Origin of the sequence: Mesorhizobium sp. M7A.F.Ca.US.006.01.1.1 (genome assembly GCF_003997935.1) — a bacterium.
Taxonomy (GTDB): Bacteria; Pseudomonadota; Alphaproteobacteria; order Rhizobiales; family Rhizobiaceae; genus Mesorhizobium.
Genome location: NZ_RZQL01000003.1, coordinates 45,896 through 66,511, shown reverse-complemented (window position 1 = coordinate 66,511; position 20,616 = coordinate 45,896). Strand labels below are relative to the sequence as shown.

The following is a 20,616-nucleotide window of genomic DNA, read 5'->3' as shown; positions in this document are numbered from 1 at the left end:
TTCCCGCGCTTCCCTAGCGTGGCGCTCGGCGAGTGCTGCTCGGCTTCTTAGCAGTCGTCGGTTTCACCCCAAAAAGCCGGCCCTCAAGCTCATCCTTGGTGGGCATTTTTCGATCCTGGATGAACCTAACTAGCACCTTTCGGATTAGCTCGAACGTTTGGAGCAGGTCGTCGCTGCCGTGCTTCGGCTTTCCATGAGCTGCGGCAGACCGCTTATCGTACAGCGCTGCGACCTTCTTTTGTAGCGTGAGACGTTCTTCGCCAAGGGGAGTCAGGTATGCGGCTATCAGCGAAGAAACGCGGAAACGAAGCTCCGATGTAGACGGTGAGAAAATAGCCTCCAAGGCCCCCCAAAGGGATACCAGGACCAATGCAGTGTTCTCGATGAATTGTCCTGTTTCGAACGCATTCGCGACCAGCCGGAACTCAGGACTATCCCGCATCAAGGTATGGGTCGCTTCGAAGTACTCGGTGACCGGACGAATAGCTATCAGGCCGTCTTTTTCCTTCAATGAGTTGCAGAGAGAAGAAATGTCTTCTGTCTTCGAAGCGTATCAAGGCCGCCGCGCCGCTCTTTGAAGCCGGGACTTCGGCGAAGGCGACGTTTGACGCAACCGGCATCGTCGTCTGCGGGTCGGTCCACAGTCTCAATAAAAAGATGATTGTGCTGGCGATCTGAAATCGCTCGTTGGTGTCCTTTCCAGCTGCCTCAGGTACATGTAACTGCGCCGTAATTTCCCGACTACCCAATCCCTGCGTTTCCTTCCAGGGACCCGAATGCGGTTTGCCGGGCTCAGCCGGCTTAAAGGCCATGATCACTGGCTCCATCATGTACGCATACGTACTCTGCAGCGATATGCCACGGGTGAATACTAATGGCTGTTGAACACTGAGACCGGCCAGACCGAAATATAAGTCCCCCGCAAACGCATCAGTACTCATTTGTGTCACCCCGACTCCGCCGATACAGCCACGATATACGATACGGCGGGCATTTCGCAGGCTTGTTGGCGGCCCACCCGTCTCGGAAAGTTGTACCAGATTTCCCCGACCTCCATTACCATCCCCTCATGCCGCTCCATTGGTTCAACCCTCCAGTCTATGTCAGAACTGATCGCCCTGGCATCCGCTTCGGGGTCAGCCACGTCGAGGGGGCCTCCGAGCAGCTCCTGAAGTGGACCAAGCGTGGCCCTAAGTGGAAACAGGCAGTGGAAACCTGCATGGCCGCAATGGAAGGCAACGTGCCCACTCAGGAGGTCCGCAGGGCATTCGAGGCGGCCGCCAAGGAGGAGAGCATGCTCCTCCCGCCTTCTTAGTCTCTTGACCGGCCAGTCCTCACTCCATGTCAGGCACGTCGCCACCAACAAAGAGCGTCGTCGGCTCCCCGTATTCGCCTAGCGACGGGTTGGCGTCACGTGACCACGCAATGACACCGGCGTGTTTCGTTGCAAGGCCCTTCGCGGTCCTTATCGCCCGATCTTCCGTCTGCTGCTCGGCAGGTCCAAAGACAGGCTGAAGGTCGCCGGTCTCATCGCGGTCGAAGGCGGTGACGACGATTAACTTCGGTGCTTTCTGCTGTGGGACCAAACTATCTGACATTGAGGTATTTTTTCCGCTGGACTAGAAGCCCGTTGAAGTTCAGCGGTGCAGGGGGAAGAACCTCAGTCATTTCGAATAGGGGCACCAATGGGGCTTCCAGTTCTGGGGCCTTCTGCTTGGCCTTGAGGTCTTTGATTTCTTCATCACGCCTTGCAATTCGGCTTTCCAGATTGGCGATGCGCTCAGTCAAGAAATAGCGCCCAATGGCAAATCCGCTGCCCCCGAACAGCAACGCCAACGTGGCAAAGGCTGCCGGGTTGGCAACCACCAGCGACGAGTTGCTCTGAATGAACGCGATAACGTCATGCATGGGGAAACACCGCGCCTCTCATGGCGCGAACAGCTCAAGCTGCCGGTCGTCTCGCGGCGGATCGTAGTAGCCCGGCGCCCTCCGTGCCGCGTACTCCTCGGCAAGTCTGAAGGGCTCGTAGTAGACGACACGCAAGAGCGGAAGGACGCGCTCCTCGTAGAGGTCAAGCTCCTCGTCGGTTAGCTCCTCCAGGTCGCATCCGGCCAGCTTGTGGGCAACGTCGTCCTCGGGTCGGCTCTCGCCGAAGTGGCCCGCCTTGCGAAGCGCAGCAAGGACTTCAGGGCAAGCTTCCTCAAAGGTCTCGCTCCACTCATCCGCGCTGTCATGCCCATAGGGCGGCACGGGGTCGGTTCGCATGTCCATGGCTGTCACCCCACGATAGGCGGCGTGTCGTCGTAGCCGATGGTAACTATTCCCGGATGCCGGTGGGCAATTGCGAGTATCTGAGTCTCAAGCTCGCAATTGTAGGCCATGAGCGCCTTCACGGTCTCCAGCGGGCTGTCGTAGCGGGCGATCAGCTTCACGGCTTCGGAATGCAGCTCGGCTTTGGCTTCGGCGTCAAAATGCATTGTGCCCATGGCGATTACTCCAAACGCTTCATGCCCGCAGTGAACAAAAAGAGAACGAAAATGTCAAGAGCGGATTGACCAAGGGAGGAATGAGTTCCTATTTTGGGTCATGCCCGATACCGGTGGAAGACGAAAGCGTGGAGGCGAATGGAAGCTCAGCAATGCGCATGAGATCGGCCAGCTCGTGCTGGTCCGCTGCGGGCTGTGCAACGTCAAGCGTTGGTATCAGCCGAGTGATCTGAAGGAAATCTTTGGGGACATCGAGGCCGAGTTGGTTGGGAGCAAGATGAGCTGCAAACGGTGCGGCAGGAACGAGTACATGCACGCCGAGAGACAAAACCCAACGGCACGAGAACGGCAGGGCATTCGGGTGACGCGGCTTGCCGAAATCAGGATGGTGCGGCGGGTGGTTTGGAGGGACGGGGACTGAGGAAGGCTGCTTCGACCCGTTCCCGTCATCAATGACACGCACGATGGATGACTGGATTGAGCCCGAAGCGGTCGAATGGTGCACAACACGCCGCTCTTGCGCCGACTACGCCATAACGAGTACCAACGCCTCGGCATGCTTGGTACGCGAGTGGGCGGTCCCACTGGGTACTACTTGGGAAGGTCACTTGTGCATCCGAGGTTTCAGCAAATCGTCGAGAGCCTTCACCCGTCGTATGAACGGTTGATGGCGATGGAGCCAATTTCAGGATCGGCGCCGAAAGATAGAGTTAACGGCATCTACCTGTTCTCTGAAGGCGACCAGCACCTTTACGTCGGGCGGGCCAAGGACATCACGAACCGGTACGACTGGCACTGCATTCCCGCGTCCGACTACAACCGGGCAAGCTTCGCATTCAAGTTGGCCCGTGAGGCAACCGGCAACCCCCAGCCGAGCTATCAGAAGGGTGATAAGAGCCGTGCCGGACTAATGCTCGATCCTGACTTCATAGCTGCATTCAAGGAGGCTAAAGCACGCATTCGCCGCATGAGTTTTCGGTACGTATCGGAGCCAAACCCCACACGCCAAGCGCTGCTCGAAGCGTACGTCTGTATCGTCCTCCAGACACCCTACAACGACTTCAACACCCACTGAGCCAGCACTTCTCCAGCCTGCCGGGAGAGCTTTGCCGTGGAGCGAAAAAAGACTAGAAACGCTCAAGTGGCTACCGAGCCCTATAAACATCACCGAAAGCAGGAACCCGGGGGTCTCGATGCGTCTCTACCGCTTCCTCAACGCAGAATACGGCCTCCTTGCCATCAGGGAACGCCGTCTCCGGATTTCTCGCATTAATGAGCTGAACGACGAGTTCGAATTTATCGGGCTGGCCCTAAAGCGGAAGGCCGACCGGCTCGAACTCCGCAGAGTGCGTGAACACGTGAACGGCCATACTGGGATCATCTGCATGAGCAAAAGGTGGTCACACCCCCTCATGTGGAGCCACTACGGGGCGAGCTACACAGGGATCGCCCTTGAGTTCTTTACGTTTCCCACACGGGTCCGCGAGGTCGAGTACGTTACGAAGCGTCCAACGTTGCAGACCTTTGAGTGCAGGAGCTTGGAAGACGTCGGCGAGGAGCATCTGAAGCGGCTCTTCAGGATGAAGTTCGACGCTTGGCAGTATGAGGAGGAATACCGGTTCTTCCTTCCCCTGGAGAACGGAGAGGAGATAAAGCGCAAAGTGCATTACTTCCTACCGTTCTCTCCACACCTTGAGCTGAAGTCGGTCATCGTAGGGCCGCGAAGTGGGGTAACGCGCGCTCAGGTGGCCGAGGCGCTGGGAGGCATGGCCGGTTCGGTTGAAACCTACCGAGCGCGGGCCGACTTTGACGATTTCAAAGTCGTCAAAAACATGCAGGAAAGCATGTGGAAATAGGTCAACCTGTGCAAGAGCTGCAGGGATGCCGTCAGAAGAGCAAAATCCGCTCGATGTCCGTTGTCAGCGGCGCAAATCGGTCATTCAACGCTTGCGCTGGCATTTCCACTGTCTACCCATTGCAGATGTGTCATTGAAGACGCTCCATTGGCGTCCCAGCCCCTAAAGCTGTGAGCCTTGCGCCGGTGCCTGCGCCGGAAACTTAATCTGCGTCGCCGGCTTCTCCACGATCACAACCGCGTTGTCCGGAGCTGATCGCTGAAGCCGCGTAGCCTCCGACCAGGGCGCGGTAAGTCAAGCGATCCGGCCTTTCGTTTCCGGCGGCTATTGCTACTCTCGGGGCGAACGTTCAAGACGGTAACCAAAGAACGGCCGGGGGGTTGGATTTGCTGACGAAAGATCACGCACAAGAAGGCCTGAGCCGGGCATATGTCCAAGCAGTAGCTGCCGCTGCAAGGGCCAACCTGCGCATGGGGCATGAGTTTGACTACGGGTTCGATGGCACGTTTGACTCGATAGCCTCAAGAATAGGCATGGATAGCAAGGGCGAGCCTGTCCATCGATATGTCAATGCCGGTTTCCCGATCGATTTCCAACTAAAATGCACGTGGACATGGACTTCGGATGACGCTGACATAATATGGAGCATCAAGACCAAGGCTTACAACGATTTGGTAACTCGCCCACCGGAGGCGGTAGCGGTAATCCTCATCCTAATGTGCCTACCTACGGACGAGCGTGAATGGGTAAACATATCTGAGGATGCCATCCTGCTCCGCAAATGTTGCTACTTCACGACCTTGACTGGAACTCCGACGGTAACGGAAACGTCGACCAAGCAGATCAGAATTTCGCGCAGAAGCGTGCTTGATGCTGCCAATCTGTCGTCCGCATTGGTTGCCGAGCGACGCCGGCGGATGGAGCTGTTCTAATGGTTTCTCGGCGAACAGATTTGGTACACGTCCCCAAGGGCGCGATCGTGCGCTACCTCACGGATCAAGGTTGGGAGCGTCAGGCAAGCCGAGACGGCAAACTCCTGAAATTGTCATTGGGAGATGATGACAACGCTTCCCAGTCTGTAAATCTGATATTTTCCAACGGTGCTCCGCCGGAGAAGGAAATGGCCGAGGTCGCTGCCGCCCTCGAAACCCTCGTCCAATTGTATGATGTAACGCCCTCACAGTTTGCTCAGGCGCTCATTTCACTTGCTTATGACCTAATCTTCACGAGGGTTCCCGACGAGTATGTGCGTCATGAGTCCATCGAACTTGGAATGGCAAACTCATACATCACAAATATGAAAAGCTTCTTGGCTGCGTCAGCAACGACGGAGCTGTCAGGCGAATTGTCGTTCAAGCGCACGTTGAAAGACGCGCTAACGTATGCCGGCCGCTGCCGATTTGGGCACACCTTTCGCGGAAGTTTTGGCTTTGTCATAGAGTCTCCGGTGGGCATGAACGACGCCCCACAGCTCGAAATTGGAAGTCCAGACGTTCCATTCGGCCGAAAAGTTATTGAGCGTATCGCGCGAGGCCTCTCATCATTCAACGCCGCCATCGCCCAAGATGACGCGTCTCCCATTGTTGTTGCGGAAAATGGCATGAGTGCAAATATGTGCGACGAAGTCATCGGGATGATCGAGGATACGGGCATTTCTAAGCTTGAAATGTCTATTGCACTATCTCCTGAATGGGGACCCAGGGGTCAGATAGCTCCTCAATCTTTCAAAATCGAGAAACGATACGTTGATCTACTCAAAGACGCCTCATCTCGCCTGAGAAAAGAGGAGGTTCCAAAAAGGGAGACGATCATAGGTCGCATCGTCCGGTTGGAGACTGACGGAAATCCTTCGGATTTGATTGATGATCGTGCTGGAAGAGAAATTTGGGTGAGTTGGGACAGCGCGGACTATGGGCCTATTCGCGTCCTTATACCTCTAGATCCTCAAAGCTATTTAACTGCCCTTGAGGCCCACAGAACCGGGCAATTGTTTTCTGTCAGCGGCCTCTTGAAGCGGCAAGGACGGACATGGCTTTTGGATGATGCGCTAACGCCACGCCTTATTTCCTAGGGCGGTACCGGATATTGGTTCATGCTACACGTGTGTGCTACACAACCTGGAATTCTGAGAAGAGATTATCTAGTATAATCAAGAGCTAGCTAGGAGGCTATTCGAGTCCTCTTCTGGGCACCAAATTCCCGTTTCGAACCATTCGACGGTTCAGAAACTTAGAGAAAAGCCCGGTTCGTCCGGGCTTTTTCTTTGCCGCCAGACCTCCCCTTCTGGCCAGTCCCCTCACAAACCGCTTCAAACTCCGCGCCCGCTTCGCTACGCTCAAAGCCATGGCTCAATCCACCACCCAGATCTTCGGTGCCCGCCGCGACCAGGCGTTCCCCACGCTGGCCGAGGTGGACATCGACCGCATGCGCCGGTTCGGCGAGGCCAGCGCCTATGCGGCCGGCGAGAACATCGTCACGGCAGGCGATGTGGCGCCCGGTCTGATCGTCGTTTTGTCGGGCAGCGTGGACATCACCCAGGACGGCGGGCTCGGCCGGCGCGAGACGATCGTCACGCATGGCCCAGGCAGCTTTGTCGGCGAGTTGGCGCAGCTTTCGGCCCGTCCCTCGCTGGTCAATGCGCAGGCCGCCGAGCCGGTGGAGGCGTTCGTCATCGCCTCACAGCGGCTGCGCGACCTGATGGTGCAGGAGGCCAATCTCGGCGAGCGCATCATGCGGGCGCTGATCCTGCGCCGCGTCGGGCTCTTGGAGAGCGCCACCAGCGGGCCGATCATCATCGGACCCAAGGACAATGCCGACGTGTTGCGGCTACAGGGTTTTCTGGCGCGCAGCGGCCAGCCGCATCGCGTGCTCGATTCAGACAGCGATCCCTGCGCCAAGACCCTGGTAGAACGCTTCGAGGTCGATCCGCACCACCTGCCGATCGTGCTCTGTCCAAACGGCAGGCTGCTGATGAACCCCGGCGAAAAGGACCTCGCCCGCTGCATCGGCCTGCTGCGGTCGATCGATGCCGATACGGTATATGACGTGGCCATCGTCGGCGCCGGCCCGGCAGGGCTGGCTGCGGCGGTCTATGCGGCATCCGAAGGGCTGTCGACGATCGTGCTCGATTGCCGTGCCTTCGGCGGACAGGCCGGCGCCTCCTCGCGCATCGAGAACTATCTTGGTTTCCCCACCGGCATTTCGGGCATGGCGCTGATGGCGCGCGCCTACAATCAGGCGCAGAAATTCGGCGTCGAAATGGTCATCCCGGACGAGGCGAAGCTTTTGAGCGCCGCCACCGACGCGTCAGGCGCCCGCTATCTGCTCGATGTCGGTGACGGCGAGACCGTGCGCACGCGCAGCGTGGTGATCGCCAGCGGTGCGCGCTACCGCCGCCTCGACATCGCCAATCTGGCGCAGTTCGAGGGAGCGTCCGTGCATTATTGGGCCTCGCCCATCGAAGGTCGGCTTTGCGCGGATCAGGAAGTAGCGCTGGTCGGCGCCGGCAATTCGGCCGGGCAGGCGGCCGTCTATCTGGCCAGCCATGCGCGCAAAGTGGCGCTGCTGGCGCGCGGCGGCAGCCTCGATGCCAGCATGTCGCGTTATCTGGTCGAGCGCATCCGGGCGCAGCCGAACATCGAGGTGCTGACCGGGACCGAAATCGAGGCGCTGGACGGCGAAGACGGCAATCTTGCCACTGTGCGCTGGCGCAACCGCGCCAGCGGCGCGGAAACGACGCGCCCGATCCGCCATCTCTTCCTCTTCATTGGCGCTGATCCGAACACCGATTGGCTGGCCAACTGCGATGTCGCGCTGGACGCCAGGGGTTTCGTGCGCACCGGATCGGACCTGGGATTGGCGCAGATGGAGACGAGCCGCAGCGGCGTGTTCGCCATAGGCGATGTCCGTGCCGGCTCGGTCAAACGTGTCGCGGCGGCTGTCGGCGAAGGCGCCCAGGTGGTCGCGGCTCTGCACGCCTACCTCGCGCGCGGCAACGCGGACACACCTCGAATGGCCGGGAGACCATGATGGATGAATGCAGACATACGCGCGACATCAGGAAGGTGACGCCGAGCGCCCTCGGCTGCGAGGAGTGCCTGAAGAGCGGGTCGCAATGGGTGCATCTGCGGCTCTGCCGCACCTGCGGCCATGTCGGCTGCTGCGACGACTCGCCCAACCGTCACGCCACCAAGCATTTCCACGCCACCAAGCATCCGATCATCGAGGGCTACGATCCGCCGGAAGGCTGGGCATGGTGCTATGTCGACGAGGTTTTTATCGAGCTCGGCGACAACGTGACCTCGCAGAACGGCCCGATCCCGCGCTTTGTTTGAGCGTCGCCGGATGGCGACAGAATCCAGAGAAAAGCGCGGTCCGTCCGGGCTTCTTGGCGGCGGCCTCCCTGCTGAACGGCTTGGCAGTCAGTCGGCGAAATACAGATATCCCAGCCATCCGGCCAGCACGATCGAGGCAGTCCAGATACAAACAATGATCACCGCCGCGTAGCGGCTCACCGGCCTGTCGGCGGCCAGTGCGGCGGTCTTTCTGTGTTCCGCCATCACCTCGGGCGGTATCATCCTGACCACGGCAAGGACGCCCAAAGGGACAAGGATCACGTCGTCGAGATAGCCGATCACCGGAATGAAATCGGGGATCAGGTCGATTGGCGACAAGGCATAGCTTGCAACACACACGGCAAGCGCCTTGGCGTACCAGGGCGTTCGGGGATCGCGAGCGGCAAGGTAGAGCGCATGCACATCGCGCTTGATCGTTCGGGCCCACTCATTCAGTGCCATCGGATGATTTTAGCGCCAAATGAAAACCGCCGATAGCGCACGCCAGGCGCCTGCCTCCGAGAGCATCTCGAAGAGCCGATGACCGCCGGTCTACCGCACGGAGCCGGTGACGGTCGGGTCGATCATGCTGGGAACCGACTTGCGTTCGTTTCCGGCAAGCGCCGCTATGATCAGCAGGCTGGCAACCACCGGGACAAACAGGATGGCAACGCGAGCCTGCACGTAAAATATGGCGCGCCATTCATTGCGCTTGTCGGGGCTGTTGCTCATCATACTCACTTTGTCGGCCCCCGGGACCGATGACATAGCCGCGAACGGTTAAACAACTCCTTCCGACTTCGTTAACCCAGCGGATTTGAGGCAAAATTCCCAGGCGATCCCCCAGATGGCGATCCCGGGCTTCAGTTCAGCCCGATGCGGCTGGCGCCCTGCCGGAACAGCGCTACGGCATCCGGTTCGAAGCGGAAGGTGCCGATGAAATCGTCGGCGCAATAGTCCGGCCTTGTCTTGCGGATGGCGGCGGCGAAGCCGCGCGCCTCGTCGAGCCGTCCGGCCAGCGCCAGGCAGTGCGCCGCGATCGCCAGTATGATGGCGTGGGCGTTGGGCCGCGCCGCCGCCTTCAGCGCCCATTCGGCCGCTTCCTCGAACTGGCCGAGCCGGACATGCGCCATGGCGCGTGCGCCCAGCATGCCGAACAGCAATGGGTCGAACGGGCTGAGATGACGCGAATGATCGGAAGAGCCGATCGCCGCTTGCGGGTCGCCCGACTGCGAATGCACGAAGGACAACGCGTAGTGGCCAAGCGCGAAGTTGGGGCTGAGATCGACCGCCCGTTCCAGTTCGAGCAGCGAACCGTCCTGCTCGCCGCGCAGCCACAGCGCCCGGCCCATTGCCCAATGCGCGGCCGGATTGTGGTCATCGACCAGCAGGCTGTTTCCGGCGCTCTCGAAGGCCAGCGCGCTTTCGCGGTCGCGGTCGCCCCAGCGCTGGAAAGCGTTCTGCCAGTGGGTGAAGGACAGGCCGGCATAGGCGCGGGCAAAGGTCGGGTCGAGCTGCAAGGCGTGGGCAAAGAAATGCCGCGCCTGCTCGTTTTCGACCTGGGTGAAGCGGTACATGTGCCAGAGGCCGCGATGGTACGCCTCCCAGGCGTTGAGCGAGCTGGGCGCCTTCAGCATGGCGCGGTTGCGCTCGACTGTTTCGATCTCGGCCGAGATCGAGGAGACGATGCTGTTGCCGATGTCGTCGAGCACGGAAAAGATGTCATCGGGCCTGCGCTCGAAGGTCTCGGCCCAGACGATCCTGGCGCTGCGCACCTCGATCAGTTCGACGCTGACGATGAGGCGGCCGGACGGGCTGCGCACCGTGCCGGTGGCGACATAGTCGACATTCAGCCGGCGGCCGGCATCCTCGGGCGCGATGTTCTGCTCTGCCAGCGCAAACACCGATCCGCGCGCGATGACGAAGAAATCCCTGAGCTTGGCCAGGCGGGTGATGATGTCGTGGGTGAAACCGTCGGCCAATCCGCCGCGCGTGCCGCCGCTCTCCTCGACAAACGGCATCACCGCCAGCGAAGCGTGGCTGGGCTCGACCGGGCCGGGTGCGGTGGGCAAGGTGGCCACCAGTGGCGATAGCGTGGACAGGCAGGCCGCCCGAAGCGAGGTGCCCGACCGTCGGTCACAGATCGCCCGCCAGGCCGCGCGAAGCGGTGCGAAATCGAGTTCCTCCGACCGAAACAATCGTTCCGCCGCTGCCAGATGCTCTTCGGCCGCACCGGCCTCGCCGCGCCCGGCCAGACCGGCCAGAAGTGCTGCATGCGCACGCGTGTCGAACGGCGCCAGTTCCACCCATGTGTCGAGATGGGCGATCGCCTCGTCACTATGCGCCGGCAGGCTCGCGACAAGCCGTTCCAGCACGGCGGCATGGCAAGCGCTGAAGCGCCGGCGCTGCGCGATCAGCCAGCTGTTGAAATGCGGGCTGCGCTCGAGCTCCAGCCCGTCCAGGAAATCGCCGGCAAACAGTTTGGCCAGCGCCCGCAAGCGGTCGACATCAAGGGTGCCGAGCCCTTGCGTGGCGGCGCGGCTCACCTCCAGCGCATCGACCAGGCAATCGCTCAGATCGAGTACGACCGTGTCGCCCTGTGTCGCGACCCGGTGTCGGCCCACCGCGTCGAGCGCGCCACGCAGCTTGCTCAGGCACCAGCGCAGTTCGCCCCGCGGGTCGTTCGGCACATCCCACAACAACTCGCACAGGCGACTGCGGCCGACCGGATGCGGCGCCAGCGCCAGATAGGCGAGCAGCGCGCGCAGCTTGCGTGACGACGGCAGCGCAACCGGCACATCGTTGTGGGAGATCATCAGCGGTCCGAGCAGGCGCACGGAAAGGACCGGCATCTCGCCGTTCAGCCTCGATCGGGTGGATTCCACGTGCGTTTCCACGCCTGCTCCCACGCTGGCCTGTCGGCCTCTCCTGTATCACCAAACACGACACGGCGCATCCGGCAGCGGATTTAAGCGCCGGATACCGTCATTGCCGCTATGCGGCATCTCAGTCCTAGCGCGGCAAGGTCACCAAACCTCGCCGCCCAACCCGCCGGTTTGTAACCGGCCTGTGAAGACACTCGAGGAGGACCAAAAATGTTGCAGCAGCAGAAGATCAGAACCACGGCCGGGCGCGGCCGCCTGTTCGACAGCATTCTCGACACCGTCGGCGACACGCCGGTGGTTCGCATCAACAATCTCGGACCGTCCCACGCGTCGATTTATGTCAAGGCCGAGTATTTCAATCCCGGCGCCTCGGTGAAGGACCGGTTGGCGCTTAACATCATCGAGGAGGGCGAGCGCAGCGGTGCGCTGAAGCCGGGCCAGACGGTGGTCGAGGCGACCAGCGGCAACACCGGCATTGGCCTCGCCATGGTCTGCGCGCAAAAGGGCTATCCGCTGGTCGTCACCATGGCCGACAGTTTTTCGGTCGAGCGCCGCAAGCTGATGCGCATGCTGGGCGCCAAGGTGGTGCTGACGCCGCGCGCCGAAAAAGGTTTCGGCATGTACAAGAAGGCGGTGGAACTGGCCGAGGCCAATGGCTGGTTCCTTGCCCGCCAGTTCGAGACGGCGCCAACGCCGCCATCCACGAAGCAACGACGGCGCGCGAGATCGTCAATGATTTCGCCGGCTCGCGGCTCGATTGCTTCGTCACCGGCTATGGCACCGGCGGCACGGTGGTGGGCGTGGCGCGCGTGCTGCGCCGCGAGCGGCCGGAAACCCGTATCGTGCTCTCCGAGCCGGCCAACGCGCAGCTCATCGGCAGCGGCAAGGTCCAGCAGCGCGGCGCCGATGGTGCCCCCGCCGCCAGCCATCCAGCCTTCGAGCCGCACCCGATCCAGGGCTGGACGCCGGATTTCATCCCCAACGTGCTGCAGGAGGCGATCGACACCAGCCTCTATGACGAGGTGATCCCGATCGCCGGGCCCGAGGGCATCAAATGGGCGAGGGAATTGGCGCGCAAAGAGGGCATCTTCACCGGCATTTCCGGCGGCGCCACCTTCGCCGTGGCACGGCAGGTCGCGGAGAAGGCGCCGGCCGGCGCGGTGATCCTGTGCATGCTGCCAGACACCGGCGAGCGCTACATGTCGACGCCGCTGTTCGACGGCATCGAGGCCGAGATGGATGCCGACGAGACGGCCCTGTCGCGCTCGACGCCCGGCTGCCAGTTTCCGGCGGCTTGACGGGAGATCTGGTATGGACGCCGTGCAAGGAAACCTCGGCCTGGTGGACGAGGAAACGCTCGATCCCTTGGACTGGGCCGATGTGCAGGCCCTGTCGCACCGGGTCATCGACGATGCGGTCGATTATCTCCGCGATGTGCGCGACCGCCCGGTCTGGCGGGAGATGCCGGCCAATGTGAGAGAGGCCTTCGCCGCACCCCTGCCGCGCTCGCCGGCGCCGCTGGATGCTGTCTATGCCGAGGTGTCGCGCACGGTGATGTCCTATCCGATGGGCAACATCCATCCGCGCTTCTGGTCCTGGTATATGGGGTCGAGCAACTTCACCGGCGCGCTCGGCGACTTCCTGGCGGCTATCCAGGGCTCGAACCTCGGCGGCGGCAACCACGCCGCCGGGCTGATGGACAGCCAGGTGGTGAACTGGTGCAAGCAGATGCTGGGCTTTCCCGCTTCTGCCGGCGGCACGCTGGTCAGCGGCGGCTCGATGGCCAACATTATAGGGCTGAGCGTGGCGCGCAACGTCAAGGCCGGCATCGACGTGCGCGAGCACGGTGTCGCCGCCATCGAAAAGCCGCTGCGCTTCTACGGCTCGGAGCAGATCCACTCCTGCCACCGCAAGGCGATGGAGGCACTTGGCCTCGGCAACCGGGCACTGCGCCGCATCCCGACCGATAGCGGGCTGCGCATCGATATCGCTGCCTTGCGTGCGGCGATCACTGAGGACCGCGCGGCAGGGTTAAAGCCGGCCTGCGTCATCGGTACGGCCGGCACCGTCAACACCGGGGCGATCGACGATTTGCAGGCGCTTGCGAAGCTGGCACATGAGGAAGGCCTCTGGTTCCATGTTGACGGCTGCATCGGCGCGCTGATCGCCATTGCGCCTGAAAATGCCCATCGCGTCTCCGGCATCGAACGGGCCGATTCGGTCGCGCTCGATCCCCACAAATGGCTGCACGCACCGTTCGAGGTCGGCTGCGCCCTGGTCAGGGATGCCGCCGCGCATCGCGGGACCTTTGCTGTGACGCCGGAATATCTGGAATCGACGCCGCGCGGCCTCGCTTCCGGCGAATGGCTGCACGACTACGGCCTGCAGACGTCGCGCGGTTTTCGCGCGCTGAAGGTGTGGATGGCGCTGAAGGAGCATGGCGTCGAAAAATTCGGCCGCCTGATCGACCAGAACATTGCCCAGGCCGCCTATCTTGCCGGCTTGATCGAGGCCGCGCCCCGGTTGCAACTGGCGGCACCGCCGACCGTCAACATCGTCTGCTTCCGCTATCAGCCCGATCTGACAGGCGAGGCTCTGAAGGCGCTCAATACGGAGATCATGCTGCGGCTGCAGGAACAGGGCATTGCGGCCCTTTCGGACACCACGGTGCATGGCGAGCACTGGTTGCGCGTGGCGATCACCAATCATCGCACACGGCGCGAGGATCTCGACCTGCTGGTGCGTGAAACGGTGCGGCTGGGGCATGAGATCGCGACGCAGCGTTCCGCGCCTTCCTAGTTACGGGCAGGCATGCGATTCTGCCGCGATGATTCGGGAGATCCAGGCCGTGACGCTGTTTCGTATGGTTGCACTGGCGGCGCTGGTCTTCACCGCCTCGGCGCAGGCCGCCGACATGGCCTTCTTCGTCAAGAACCTGCGCAAGGAATCTGTCGCGGTCGAGCTGTTCAGCCGCGACCGTGAGACGGTCTGGCCGGGCAATGACAAGGTGTTCCTGATCGCCCCCGGGTCGCAGAAATCCGTGCCGTTCTCCTGCAATCAGGGCGAACATATCTGCTATGGCGCCTGGGCCGACGGCAATGACAGCCTCTCGGCCGGCGTCGGGCCGGACAATGACCAGCCCTGCGACACCTGCTGCTTCATCTGCGTGGAACATTCCACCGAGACGATCGATCTGGTGCCGTAGAGCGCGGAAGTTTCGTTGGACCCAAATTAAGTCAGGGATCGGCTCATCCGGTCCACTTCCGCGATTCAGCGCTGCATGCAATGGTCGCCCCGCGGCCGGGTGGGCCGCTTATTCGGGGGTTATCATGTTTCATGCCTATGCGCGCCGCATGCTGGCCGCGCTGTCCTTCGTCATGCTGGTCGCGTCGGCGGCGCAAGCCGACGATGTCACCTTCGCCATCAAGAACAGCCACCCCAACGCCATGCGCGTCGAGCTCTACAGCCAGGATCGCGACTATGTCTGGCCAGGCGAGGACAAGGACTACGTCCTCGACGACGGCGAGACCAGGCAACTCCCGATATCCTGCAACGCGGGCGAATCGATCTGCTACGGCGCCTGGGTCGATGGCGATGAGGGCACCTATTGGGGCGTCGGTCCCGGCAACACGGAAAAATGCGAGGATTGCTGCTACACCTGCAACGGCGGCGAGACCGAGGAGATCGAACTGGTCCCCTGACCGGTTTGCCAGCTTGACGGTCTTCGGGCCGGAGCCATAGCCTGTGCAAATACCCAGCGCGCGCCGCCTCGAACTGTTCAGACGCGACGTGCTTCAGGCAAAAGGAGCCCAGCTATGGCCGGCATGGTCGAAAGCGACAAGATCGACGTCGGGTTTTCCGGCAGGCGCTGCATTCATTCGCGCAACTGCGTGCTCGGCGATCCGCATGTCTTCGTGCCCAACGCGCCGGGCCAATGGATCCATCCCGAGGCGGCCAGCGTCGAGAAGATCGTCGCCATCACCGAAAGTTGCCCCTCGGGCGCCATCACCTATGTCAGGAAGGATGGCGGGCCGCAGGAGCAATCACCGGTGGTCAACACCGTGCGGCTGCGGGAAAACGGCCCGCTGGCGGTACACGCCGAGATCGTGCTCGACGGCGAGACTTCTTATCGTGCCACGCTCTGCCGCTGCGGCGCTTCGGAAAACAAGCCGTTCTGCGACGGCAGCCACAACAAGTCAGGTTTTGCCGCCACCGGCGAGCCGCCGCTGAAGGACACGCCGGCGCTCGAAGCGAGGAACGGTCCGCTGAAAGTGACGCCGACCACCAATGGCCCGCTCAAGCTTGAGGGCAATCTCGAGATCGTCACCGGAACAGGCCATACGGTCGACCGTACGCAGCGCGCCTTCCTCTGCCGCTGCGGCCATTCCGCCAACAAGCCGTTCTGCGATGGCACGCACAAGAAGGTGGGGTTTGTGGGTTGAGCGGATAATCTCCCCCCTCGAGGGGGAGATGTCGCCGAAGGCGACAGAGGGGGTCGGCACATCCTGACGCGACGCCATGCAAGGGCGAAGATGAGGTCAGCGCTTCACGCGCGGCGACCCCCTCTGGCCTGCCGGCCATCTCCCCCTCAAGGGGGGAGATTACACCTGGCCCAGCGCTCGCGGCTTTATCGTCCGCTCCGTATCGGCTAAGGGCAGGGACAAATAAATTGCCACCCGGACCGCCGCCAAAAAATGACCGTCAAGACCAAGCCAAAGCCGCTGTTCCTCGGGATCGACACCGGCGGCACCTATACCGATGCCGTGTTGTGGTCTGAAACGGAAGGCCCGCAAGAAGGCCCGAACAAGGGCAAGGTGCTGGCCAAGGCCAAGGCGCTGACCACCAGGCATGATCTTGCCGTGGGCATTTCCGGCGCCGTCGACGCGGTGCTGCAGAAAGCGGGAACCGATTCGGCTGATATCAAGCTGGTATCGATGTCGACGACGCTTGCCACCAACGCGCTCGTCGAGGGCCAGGGCGGCCGCGTCGCGCTGGTGATGATCGGCTTTTCCGAGGGCGACCTCGCCCGCGACGGGCTGAAGGCCGCGCTCGGCACCGATCCGGTGGTTTTCTGCCCCGGCGGCCACGATGTGCACGGCAATGCCGCCAAGCTCGATTTGTCCGGACTGGAAGCGGCGCTGCCGGAACTCGGCGCCTCGGTGTCCGGCTTTGCCGTCTGCGCCTATTTCGCCACCCGCAATCCGGCGCATGAGATCGCTGCCCGCGAGCTGATCCGCGAAAAGACAGGCCTGCCCGTCACATCGAGCCACGAGCTGTCGGCCAAGCTCGGCGGCCCGCGCCGGGCGCTGACCACTTTGCTCAACGCCAGGCTGATCTCGATGATCGATCGGCTGGTGGCGGCAACCGAAGGTTTTCTCGAGGCACGCAACATCGCGGCACCGCTGATGGTGGTGCGCGGTGATGGCGCATTGGTGTCGGCCGCCTTTGCCCGCCAGCGGCCGATCGAGACCATCCTGTCCGGCCCGGCCGCCAGCCTGGTCGGCGCCCGCCACATGACCGGGCTCGACAATGCTGTGGTGTCCGACATCGGCGGCACCACCACTGACGTCGCCGTGCTCGACGGCGGCCGTCCCAGGCTCGATCCGGAAGGCGCCACCGTCGGCGGCTTCCGCACCATGGTCGAGGCCGTCGCCATGCGCACCTTCGGCCTCGGCGGCGATTCCGAAGTGGCGCTGGAAGATGGCGCGCTCAACCCCAGGATCCTGCTCGGGCCGCGCAGATTGGTGCCGTTGGCGCTGGCCGGCATGGCGCATGGCGTAGCGGTGATTTCAGAGCTGGAGCGCCAGCTGCGCGCGCCCAATCCCGGACGCATGGACGGCCGTTTCGCGGTCCGCACCGGCGTGCCCGACCGGCTCGCCGCCGGCCTGACCGGCGCCGAAGCCAGGCTTTACGAGGCCATTGGTGCCGTGCCGCTCGCCGTCGACAGGCTTTTGACCTCGAACGCCCAGAACGCGACGCTGAACCGGCTGGTGTCGCGCGGGCTGGTGCATGTCGCCGGCTTCACCCCGTCGGACGCCGCCCACGTGCTCGGCAAGCAGGCGAACTGGGATCCCGTTGCCGCGCGCCTCGGCGCCGAACTGTTCGCCCGCAGGCGTGACGGCCGTGGCCAGAACATCGCCGCTTCGCCGGAAGCGATCTCGGAACGGGTGCTGGTGACGCTGACGCGTTGGTCGGCCGAATATATCCTCGAAACCGCCTTTGCCGAGGACGGGCTCGATGGCGCGTCGACGGTGGCGCACGCCCTGGTGCAGCGCGCGGTCGACGCGCATCCCGGCATTGCCCGCCTGAGCGTTGCGCTCGACCGCCCGGTCATCGGCCTCGGCGCCTCGGCGCCGCTGCACTATGCCGGCTTGGCCGACCTGATCGGCAATGACTGCGTGGTGCCGGAGGATACCGATGTCGCCAACGCGCTCGGCGCCGTCGTCGGCCAGGTCAGGGTTTCGGCCGAGGCACGGGTCAGCCAGCCCATGGAAGGGCTGTTTCGTCTCGCCTCGGGCGAGACCGTACGCGATTTCCTCGACGAGGCGACGGCGATCGCGGCGGCCGAGGCCGATGTCCGCGCCATCGTCGCGGAGCGCGCCAGGGAAGCCGGCACCGACAGCGCCGAGATCGACGTCGCCACCGAATTCCGGGTCTCGACCGTCGAAGCCCAGCGCATGTTCATCGAGGCGCATGTCGTGGCCGTGGCCTCGGGAAGGCCACGCATTGCGGTCTGAGCGGGGTGGCGAAATACGCCCCCTTCACCCTAAGCTGAATTGACCCGGCAAACCTGACATGCCAAAGGCCCGCAAAGCCTTTCATCTGGAGTAGCCTGATGACCGACCGCATCGAGATCGCCGGATTGCGGATTGCCCGCGAGCTGCATGAGTTCGTGGCCGGGGAAGCGCTGACGGGCACGAGGATCGAAGCGGACGCCTTCTGGAACGGTTTTTCGGCCATCGTCCATGATTTGGCGCCGAAGAACCGGGCGTTGCTGGCAAAGCGTGACGCCATCCAGGAACAGATAGATGGCTGGTATCGCGAGCATGGCGCGCCGGTCGATATGGAGGCCTACAAGGGCTTCCTGAAAGAGATCGGCTACCTCGTTCCCGAAGGCCCGGCCTTCAGCGTGTCGACCGACAATGTCGACCCGGAAATCGCAATCGTTGCCGGCCCGCAGCTGGTCGTGCCGGTGATGAATGCGCGCTATGCGCTCAACGCCGCCAATGCGCGCTGGGGTTCGCTCTACGATGCGCTCTACGGCACCGATGCCATCCCCGAAACGGATGGCGCCGAAAAGGGCAAAGCCTTCAATCCGGCGCGCGGCGCCAAGGTCGTCGCCTGGACGAAGACCTTTCTCGACGAGGCTGCCCCGCTCACCCTAGGCAAATGGGCCGGCGTCAATGGTCTGTCGCTGGCGCAAGGTGCCTTGCGGCTGAGCGCCGGCGCCGGCTCGACGACGCTGGCCGACCCCAGGCAATTCGTCGGCTATCGCGGCGATGCCGCCAATCCCGATGCCGTGCTGCTTGTGCGCAACGGCCTGCATATCGAGATCGTGATCGACCGCAACAACCAGATCGGCCGCACCGATCCGGCTGGCATCGCCGATGTCATCCTGGAATCGGCGCTGACCACCATCCAGGACTGCGAGGATTCGGTCGCGGCGGTGGATGCGCCAGACAAGGTCGTCGTCTACCGCAACTGGCTCGGCCTGATGAAGGGTGACCTGGCGGAAGAGATCACCAAGGGCGGCAAGAGCTTTGTCCGCAAGCTCAATCCCGACCGCTCCTACACCGCGCCCGCCGGCGGCACGCTGACCGTGCCCGGCCGCTCGCTGATGCTGGTCAGGAATGTCGGCCACCTGATGACCAACCCGGCGATCCTTGACCGCGACGGCAATGAGGTTCCGGAAGGCATACTGGACGCGGCGATGACGGCGCTGATAGCGCTGCACGATGTAGGGCCGAACGGCCGCCGCGCCAATTCCCGCGCCGGCTCGATGTATGTCGTGAAACCCAAGATGCATGGGCCGGAGGAAGTCGCTTTCGCCGTCGAGATCTTCGACCGCGTCGAAGCGCTGCTCGGCATGACCGAGAATACCATCAAGATGGGCATCATGGACGAGGAGCGGCGCACCACCGTCAACCTCAGGGAGGCGATCCGCGTCGCAAAAGAGCGCGTCGTGTTCATCAACACCGGCTTCCTCGACCGCACCGGCGACGAGATCCACACCTCGATGGAAGCCGGCCCGATGATCCGCAAGGGCGACATGAAGCAGGCCGCCTGGATTTCCGCCTACGAGGCGTGGAATGTCGACATCGGGCTCGAATGCGGCTTGGCTGGCCACGCCCAGATCGGCAAGGGCATGTGGGCAATGCCCGATCTGATGGCTGCCATGCTGGAACAGAAGATCGCCCACCCCAGGGCCGGCGCCAACACCGCCTGGGTGCCGTCGCCGACGGCGGCGACGCTGCATGCCACGCACTATCACAAGGTCGATGTCCACGCCGTGCAGGCGGCGCTGAAGAACCGGCCGAAGGCCAGGCTCGACGACATCCTGTCGGTGCCGGTCGCGGTGCGGCCGAACTGGTCGCCCGAGGACATCCAGAAGGAACTCGACAACAACGCGCAGGGCATTCTTGGCTATGTCGTGCGCTGGATCGACCAGGGCGTCGGCTGCTCGAAAGTGCCTGACATCAACGATGTCGGCCTGATGGAAGACCGCGCCACGCTGCGTATTTCTTCACAGCACATCGCCAACTGGCTGCACCACGGCGTGTGCAGCGAGGACCAGGTGATGGCGACGATGAAGCGCATGGCTGACATCGTCGATCGCCAGAACGAGGGCGACCCGCTTTACCAGCCGATGGCGGCCGACTTTGACAAGTCGATAGCCTTCCTCGCCGCCTGCGACCTGGTTTTCAAGGGCCGCGTCCAGCCCAACGGCTACACCGAGCCGGTGCTGCACGCGCGGCGGCTGGAACTGAAGGCGCAGCAGAGCTGAAGAGGCCAGTCCCTGCGGTGAATGGGGCGGCAGGTCTTCGGCCTGGCTTCC

Annotated in this window: 22 protein-coding genes and 2 pseudogenes; 15 read left to right on the top strand and 9 right to left on the bottom strand. The window is 62.7% G+C overall.

Translation table 11 applies throughout. The annotated features are described in order from the left end of the window. Positions 1–431: 431 nt before the first annotated feature. Positions 432–941, bottom strand: a complete 510-nt coding sequence (locus tag EN943_RS01300) for a hypothetical protein (protein WP_127411196.1) — start codon at positions 939–941, stop codon at positions 432–434. 128 nt (positions 942–1,069) lie between these two features. Here EN943_RS01300 and EN943_RS01295 point away from each other — a divergent pair, with 128 nt between their 5' ends. Beyond that, positions 1,070–1,315: a DUF982 domain-containing protein gene (locus EN943_RS01295; RefSeq protein ID WP_127411195.1), complete on the top strand. Its 246-nt coding sequence runs from the start codon at positions 1,070–1,072 to the stop codon at positions 1,313–1,315. A gap of 19 nt (positions 1,316–1,334) precedes the next feature. Here the strand turns inward: EN943_RS01295 and EN943_RS37510 are convergent, their stop codons facing one another. From EN943_RS37510 to EN943_RS01280, 4 genes are read right to left on the bottom strand one after another with little or no spacing between them, the layout of a single operon-like run. Continuing rightward, entirely contained in the window at positions 1,335–1,598 is a 264-nt protein-coding gene (locus EN943_RS37510) for a hypothetical protein (RefSeq protein WP_164778028.1), read from the bottom strand. Then, positions 1,588–1,908: a hypothetical protein gene (locus EN943_RS01290; RefSeq protein WP_164778027.1), complete on the bottom strand. Its 321-nt coding sequence runs from the start codon at positions 1,906–1,908 to the stop codon at positions 1,588–1,590. Before EN943_RS01290 ends, EN943_RS37510 begins: the two co-directional genes overlap by 11 nt. An 18-nt stretch (positions 1,909–1,926) precedes the next feature. After that, positions 1,927–2,271 (bottom strand): hypothetical protein, encoded by a 345-nt coding sequence (locus EN943_RS01285; protein ID WP_127411194.1) that lies wholly within the window; start codon positions 2,269–2,271, stop codon positions 1,927–1,929. A 5-nt stretch (positions 2,272–2,276) separates the two neighbouring features. Continuing rightward, positions 2,277–2,486 carry a hypothetical protein gene (locus EN943_RS01280; protein WP_127411193.1) on the bottom strand — a complete coding sequence of 70 codons (210 nt, stop codon included), beginning with the start codon at positions 2,484–2,486 and terminating at the stop codon, positions 2,277–2,279. Between the two features lie 100 nt (positions 2,487–2,586). On the opposite strand from EN943_RS01280, the gene EN943_RS01275 reads away from it, so the two are divergent. The 3 genes from EN943_RS01275 (at position 2,587) to EN943_RS01265 (ending at position 4,342) form a co-directional block, all read left to right on the top strand. After that, complete coding sequence (locus tag EN943_RS01275; protein WP_127411192.1) at positions 2,587–2,907, top strand: hypothetical protein; 321 nt, start codon at positions 2,587–2,589, stop codon at positions 2,905–2,907. 75 nt (positions 2,908–2,982) lie between these two features. After that, complete coding sequence (locus EN943_RS01270; protein WP_127411191.1) at positions 2,983–3,561, top strand: hypothetical protein; 579 nt, start codon at positions 2,983–2,985, stop codon at positions 3,559–3,561. 118 nt (positions 3,562–3,679) lie between these two features. Next, complete coding sequence (locus EN943_RS01265) at positions 3,680–4,342, top strand: DUF2971 domain-containing protein (protein ID WP_127411190.1); 663 nt, start codon at positions 3,680–3,682, stop codon at positions 4,340–4,342. Positions 4,343–4,504: 162 nt separating this feature from the next. Here EN943_RS01265 and EN943_RS38945 read toward each other — a convergent pair. Continuing rightward, positions 4,505–4,636: pseudogene (locus tag EN943_RS38945) on the bottom strand (SOS response-associated peptidase); the annotation flags it as partial. Between the two features lie 86 nt (positions 4,637–4,722). Here EN943_RS38945 and EN943_RS01255 point away from each other — a divergent pair. The 4 genes from EN943_RS01255 to EN943_RS01240 all read left to right on the top strand — a co-directional run bounded on the left by EN943_RS01255 (position 4,723) and on the right by EN943_RS01240 (position 8,676). Beyond that, positions 4,723–5,274: a DUF4365 domain-containing protein gene (locus EN943_RS01255; protein WP_245475555.1), complete on the top strand. Its 552-nt coding sequence runs from the start codon at positions 4,723–4,725 to the stop codon at positions 5,272–5,274. A 47-nt stretch (positions 5,275–5,321) separates the two neighbouring features. After that, on the top strand, positions 5,322–6,413 hold the full coding sequence (locus EN943_RS01250; RefSeq protein ID WP_245475554.1) for a hypothetical protein: 1,092 nt from the start codon (positions 5,322–5,324) through the stop codon (positions 6,411–6,413). A gap of 272 nt (positions 6,414–6,685) precedes the next feature. Continuing rightward, positions 6,686–8,371, top strand: coding sequence for an FAD-dependent oxidoreductase (locus EN943_RS01245; protein WP_127411188.1), 1,686 nt, complete (start codon positions 6,686–6,688; stop codon positions 8,369–8,371). After that, a complete protein-coding gene (locus EN943_RS01240) occupies positions 8,368–8,676 on the top strand; it encodes a UBP-type zinc finger domain-containing protein (RefSeq protein WP_164778026.1) in 309 nt (102 codons plus the stop codon). The genes EN943_RS01245 and EN943_RS01240 overlap by 4 nt, the downstream gene beginning before the upstream one ends. Before the next feature lie 87 nt (positions 8,677–8,763). Here the strand turns inward: EN943_RS01240 and EN943_RS01235 are convergent, their stop codons facing one another. The 3 genes from EN943_RS01235 to EN943_RS01225 all read right to left on the bottom strand — a co-directional run bounded on the left by EN943_RS01235 (position 8,764) and on the right by EN943_RS01225 (position 11,528). Beyond that, positions 8,764–9,138: a YkvA family protein gene (locus EN943_RS01235; RefSeq protein ID WP_127269768.1), complete on the bottom strand. Its 375-nt coding sequence runs from the start codon at positions 9,136–9,138 to the stop codon at positions 8,764–8,766. A gap of 90 nt (positions 9,139–9,228) precedes the next feature. After that, positions 9,229–9,411: a hypothetical protein gene (locus EN943_RS01230; protein WP_013528612.1), complete on the bottom strand. Its 183-nt coding sequence runs from the start codon at positions 9,409–9,411 to the stop codon at positions 9,229–9,231. A gap of 128 nt (positions 9,412–9,539) precedes the next feature. Next, the gene (locus EN943_RS01225) at positions 9,540–11,528 is read right to left on the bottom strand and encodes a BTAD domain-containing putative transcriptional regulator (RefSeq protein ID WP_127411222.1); all 1,989 of its coding nucleotides are present in this window, start codon (positions 11,526–11,528) and stop codon (positions 9,540–9,542) included. Positions 11,529–11,771: 243 nt separating this feature from the next. Between EN943_RS01225 and cysK the strand changes: the two are divergent. The 7 genes and pseudogenes from cysK to EN943_RS01190 all read left to right on the top strand — a co-directional run bounded on the left by cysK (position 11,772) and on the right by EN943_RS01190 (position 20,565). Continuing rightward, a pseudogene (cysK, locus tag EN943_RS38940) lies at positions 11,772–12,859 on the top strand (cysteine synthase A). Positions 12,860–12,872: 13 nt separating this feature from the next. Beyond that, complete coding sequence (locus EN943_RS01215; RefSeq protein WP_127411186.1) at positions 12,873–14,360, top strand: aspartate aminotransferase family protein; 1,488 nt, start codon at positions 12,873–12,875, stop codon at positions 14,358–14,360. Positions 14,361–14,409: 49 nt separating this feature from the next. Continuing rightward, the gene (locus EN943_RS01210; protein WP_127411185.1) at positions 14,410–14,766 is read left to right on the top strand and encodes a hypothetical protein; all 357 of its coding nucleotides are present in this window, start codon (positions 14,410–14,412) and stop codon (positions 14,764–14,766) included. Between the two features lie 124 nt (positions 14,767–14,890). After that, positions 14,891–15,262 (top strand): hypothetical protein, encoded by a 372-nt coding sequence (locus EN943_RS01205; protein ID WP_127411184.1) that lies wholly within the window; start codon positions 14,891–14,893, stop codon positions 15,260–15,262. A gap of 114 nt (positions 15,263–15,376) precedes the next feature. Further along, the gene (locus EN943_RS01200; protein ID WP_127411183.1) at positions 15,377–16,003 is read left to right on the top strand and encodes a CDGSH iron-sulfur domain-containing protein; all 627 of its coding nucleotides are present in this window, start codon (positions 15,377–15,379) and stop codon (positions 16,001–16,003) included. Positions 16,004–16,255: 252 nt separating this feature from the next. Next, positions 16,256–18,298, top strand: a complete 2,043-nt coding sequence (locus EN943_RS01195) for a hydantoinase/oxoprolinase family protein (protein ID WP_127411182.1) — start codon at positions 16,256–16,258, stop codon at positions 18,296–18,298. Positions 18,299–18,396: 98 nt separating this feature from the next. Continuing rightward, positions 18,397–20,565: a malate synthase G gene (locus EN943_RS01190; RefSeq protein WP_127411181.1), complete on the top strand. Its 2,169-nt coding sequence runs from the start codon at positions 18,397–18,399 to the stop codon at positions 20,563–20,565. The last annotated feature ends 51 nt before the right edge of the window (positions 20,566–20,616 follow it).

Coding starts and splice junctions, on each gene's coding strand:
- EN943_RS01295 (WP_127411195.1), top strand. CDS start 1,070: ATGCCGCTCCATTGGTTCAACCCTCCAGTCTATGTCAGAACTGATCGC.
- EN943_RS01265 (WP_127411190.1), top strand. CDS start 3,680: ATGCGTCTCTACCGCTTCCTCAACGCAGAATACGGCCTCCTTGCCATC.
- EN943_RS01290 (WP_164778027.1), bottom strand. CDS start 1,908: ATGCATGACGTTATCGCGTTCATTCAGAGCAACTCGTCGCTGGTGGTT.
- EN943_RS01270 (WP_127411191.1), top strand. CDS start 2,983: ATGGTGCACAACACGCCGCTCTTGCGCCGACTACGCCATAACGAGTAC.
- EN943_RS01215 (WP_127411186.1), top strand. CDS start 12,873: ATGGACGCCGTGCAAGGAAACCTCGGCCTGGTGGACGAGGAAACGCTC.
- EN943_RS01190 (WP_127411181.1), top strand. CDS start 18,397: ATGACCGACCGCATCGAGATCGCCGGATTGCGGATTGCCCGCGAGCTG.
- EN943_RS01205 (WP_127411184.1), top strand. CDS start 14,891: ATGTTTCATGCCTATGCGCGCCGCATGCTGGCCGCGCTGTCCTTCGTC.
- EN943_RS01240 (WP_164778026.1), top strand. CDS start 8,368: ATGATGGATGAATGCAGACATACGCGCGACATCAGGAAGGTGACGCCG.
- EN943_RS01275 (WP_127411192.1), top strand. CDS start 2,587: ATGCCCGATACCGGTGGAAGACGAAAGCGTGGAGGCGAATGGAAGCTC.
- EN943_RS01200 (WP_127411183.1), top strand. CDS start 15,377: ATGGCCGGCATGGTCGAAAGCGACAAGATCGACGTCGGGTTTTCCGGC.
- EN943_RS01225 (WP_127411222.1), bottom strand. CDS start 11,528: ATGCCGGTCCTTTCCGTGCGCCTGCTCGGACCGCTGATGATCTCCCAC.
- EN943_RS01280 (WP_127411193.1), bottom strand. CDS start 2,486: ATGGGCACAATGCATTTTGACGCCGAAGCCAAAGCCGAGCTGCATTCC.
- EN943_RS37510 (WP_164778028.1), bottom strand. CDS start 1,598: ATGTCAGATAGTTTGGTCCCACAGCAGAAAGCACCGAAGTTAATCGTC.
- EN943_RS01195 (WP_127411182.1), top strand. CDS start 16,256: ATGACCGTCAAGACCAAGCCAAAGCCGCTGTTCCTCGGGATCGACACC.
- EN943_RS01245 (WP_127411188.1), top strand. CDS start 6,686: ATGGCTCAATCCACCACCCAGATCTTCGGTGCCCGCCGCGACCAGGCG.
- EN943_RS01300 (WP_127411196.1), bottom strand. CDS start 941: ATGAGTACTGATGCGTTTGCGGGGGACTTATATTTCGGTCTGGCCGGT.
- EN943_RS01230 (WP_013528612.1), bottom strand. CDS start 9,411: ATGATGAGCAACAGCCCCGACAAGCGCAATGAATGGCGCGCCATATTT.
- EN943_RS01285 (WP_127411194.1), bottom strand. CDS start 2,271: ATGGACATGCGAACCGACCCCGTGCCGCCCTATGGGCATGACAGCGCG.
- EN943_RS01235 (WP_127269768.1), bottom strand. CDS start 9,138: ATGGCACTGAATGAGTGGGCCCGAACGATCAAGCGCGATGTGCATGCG.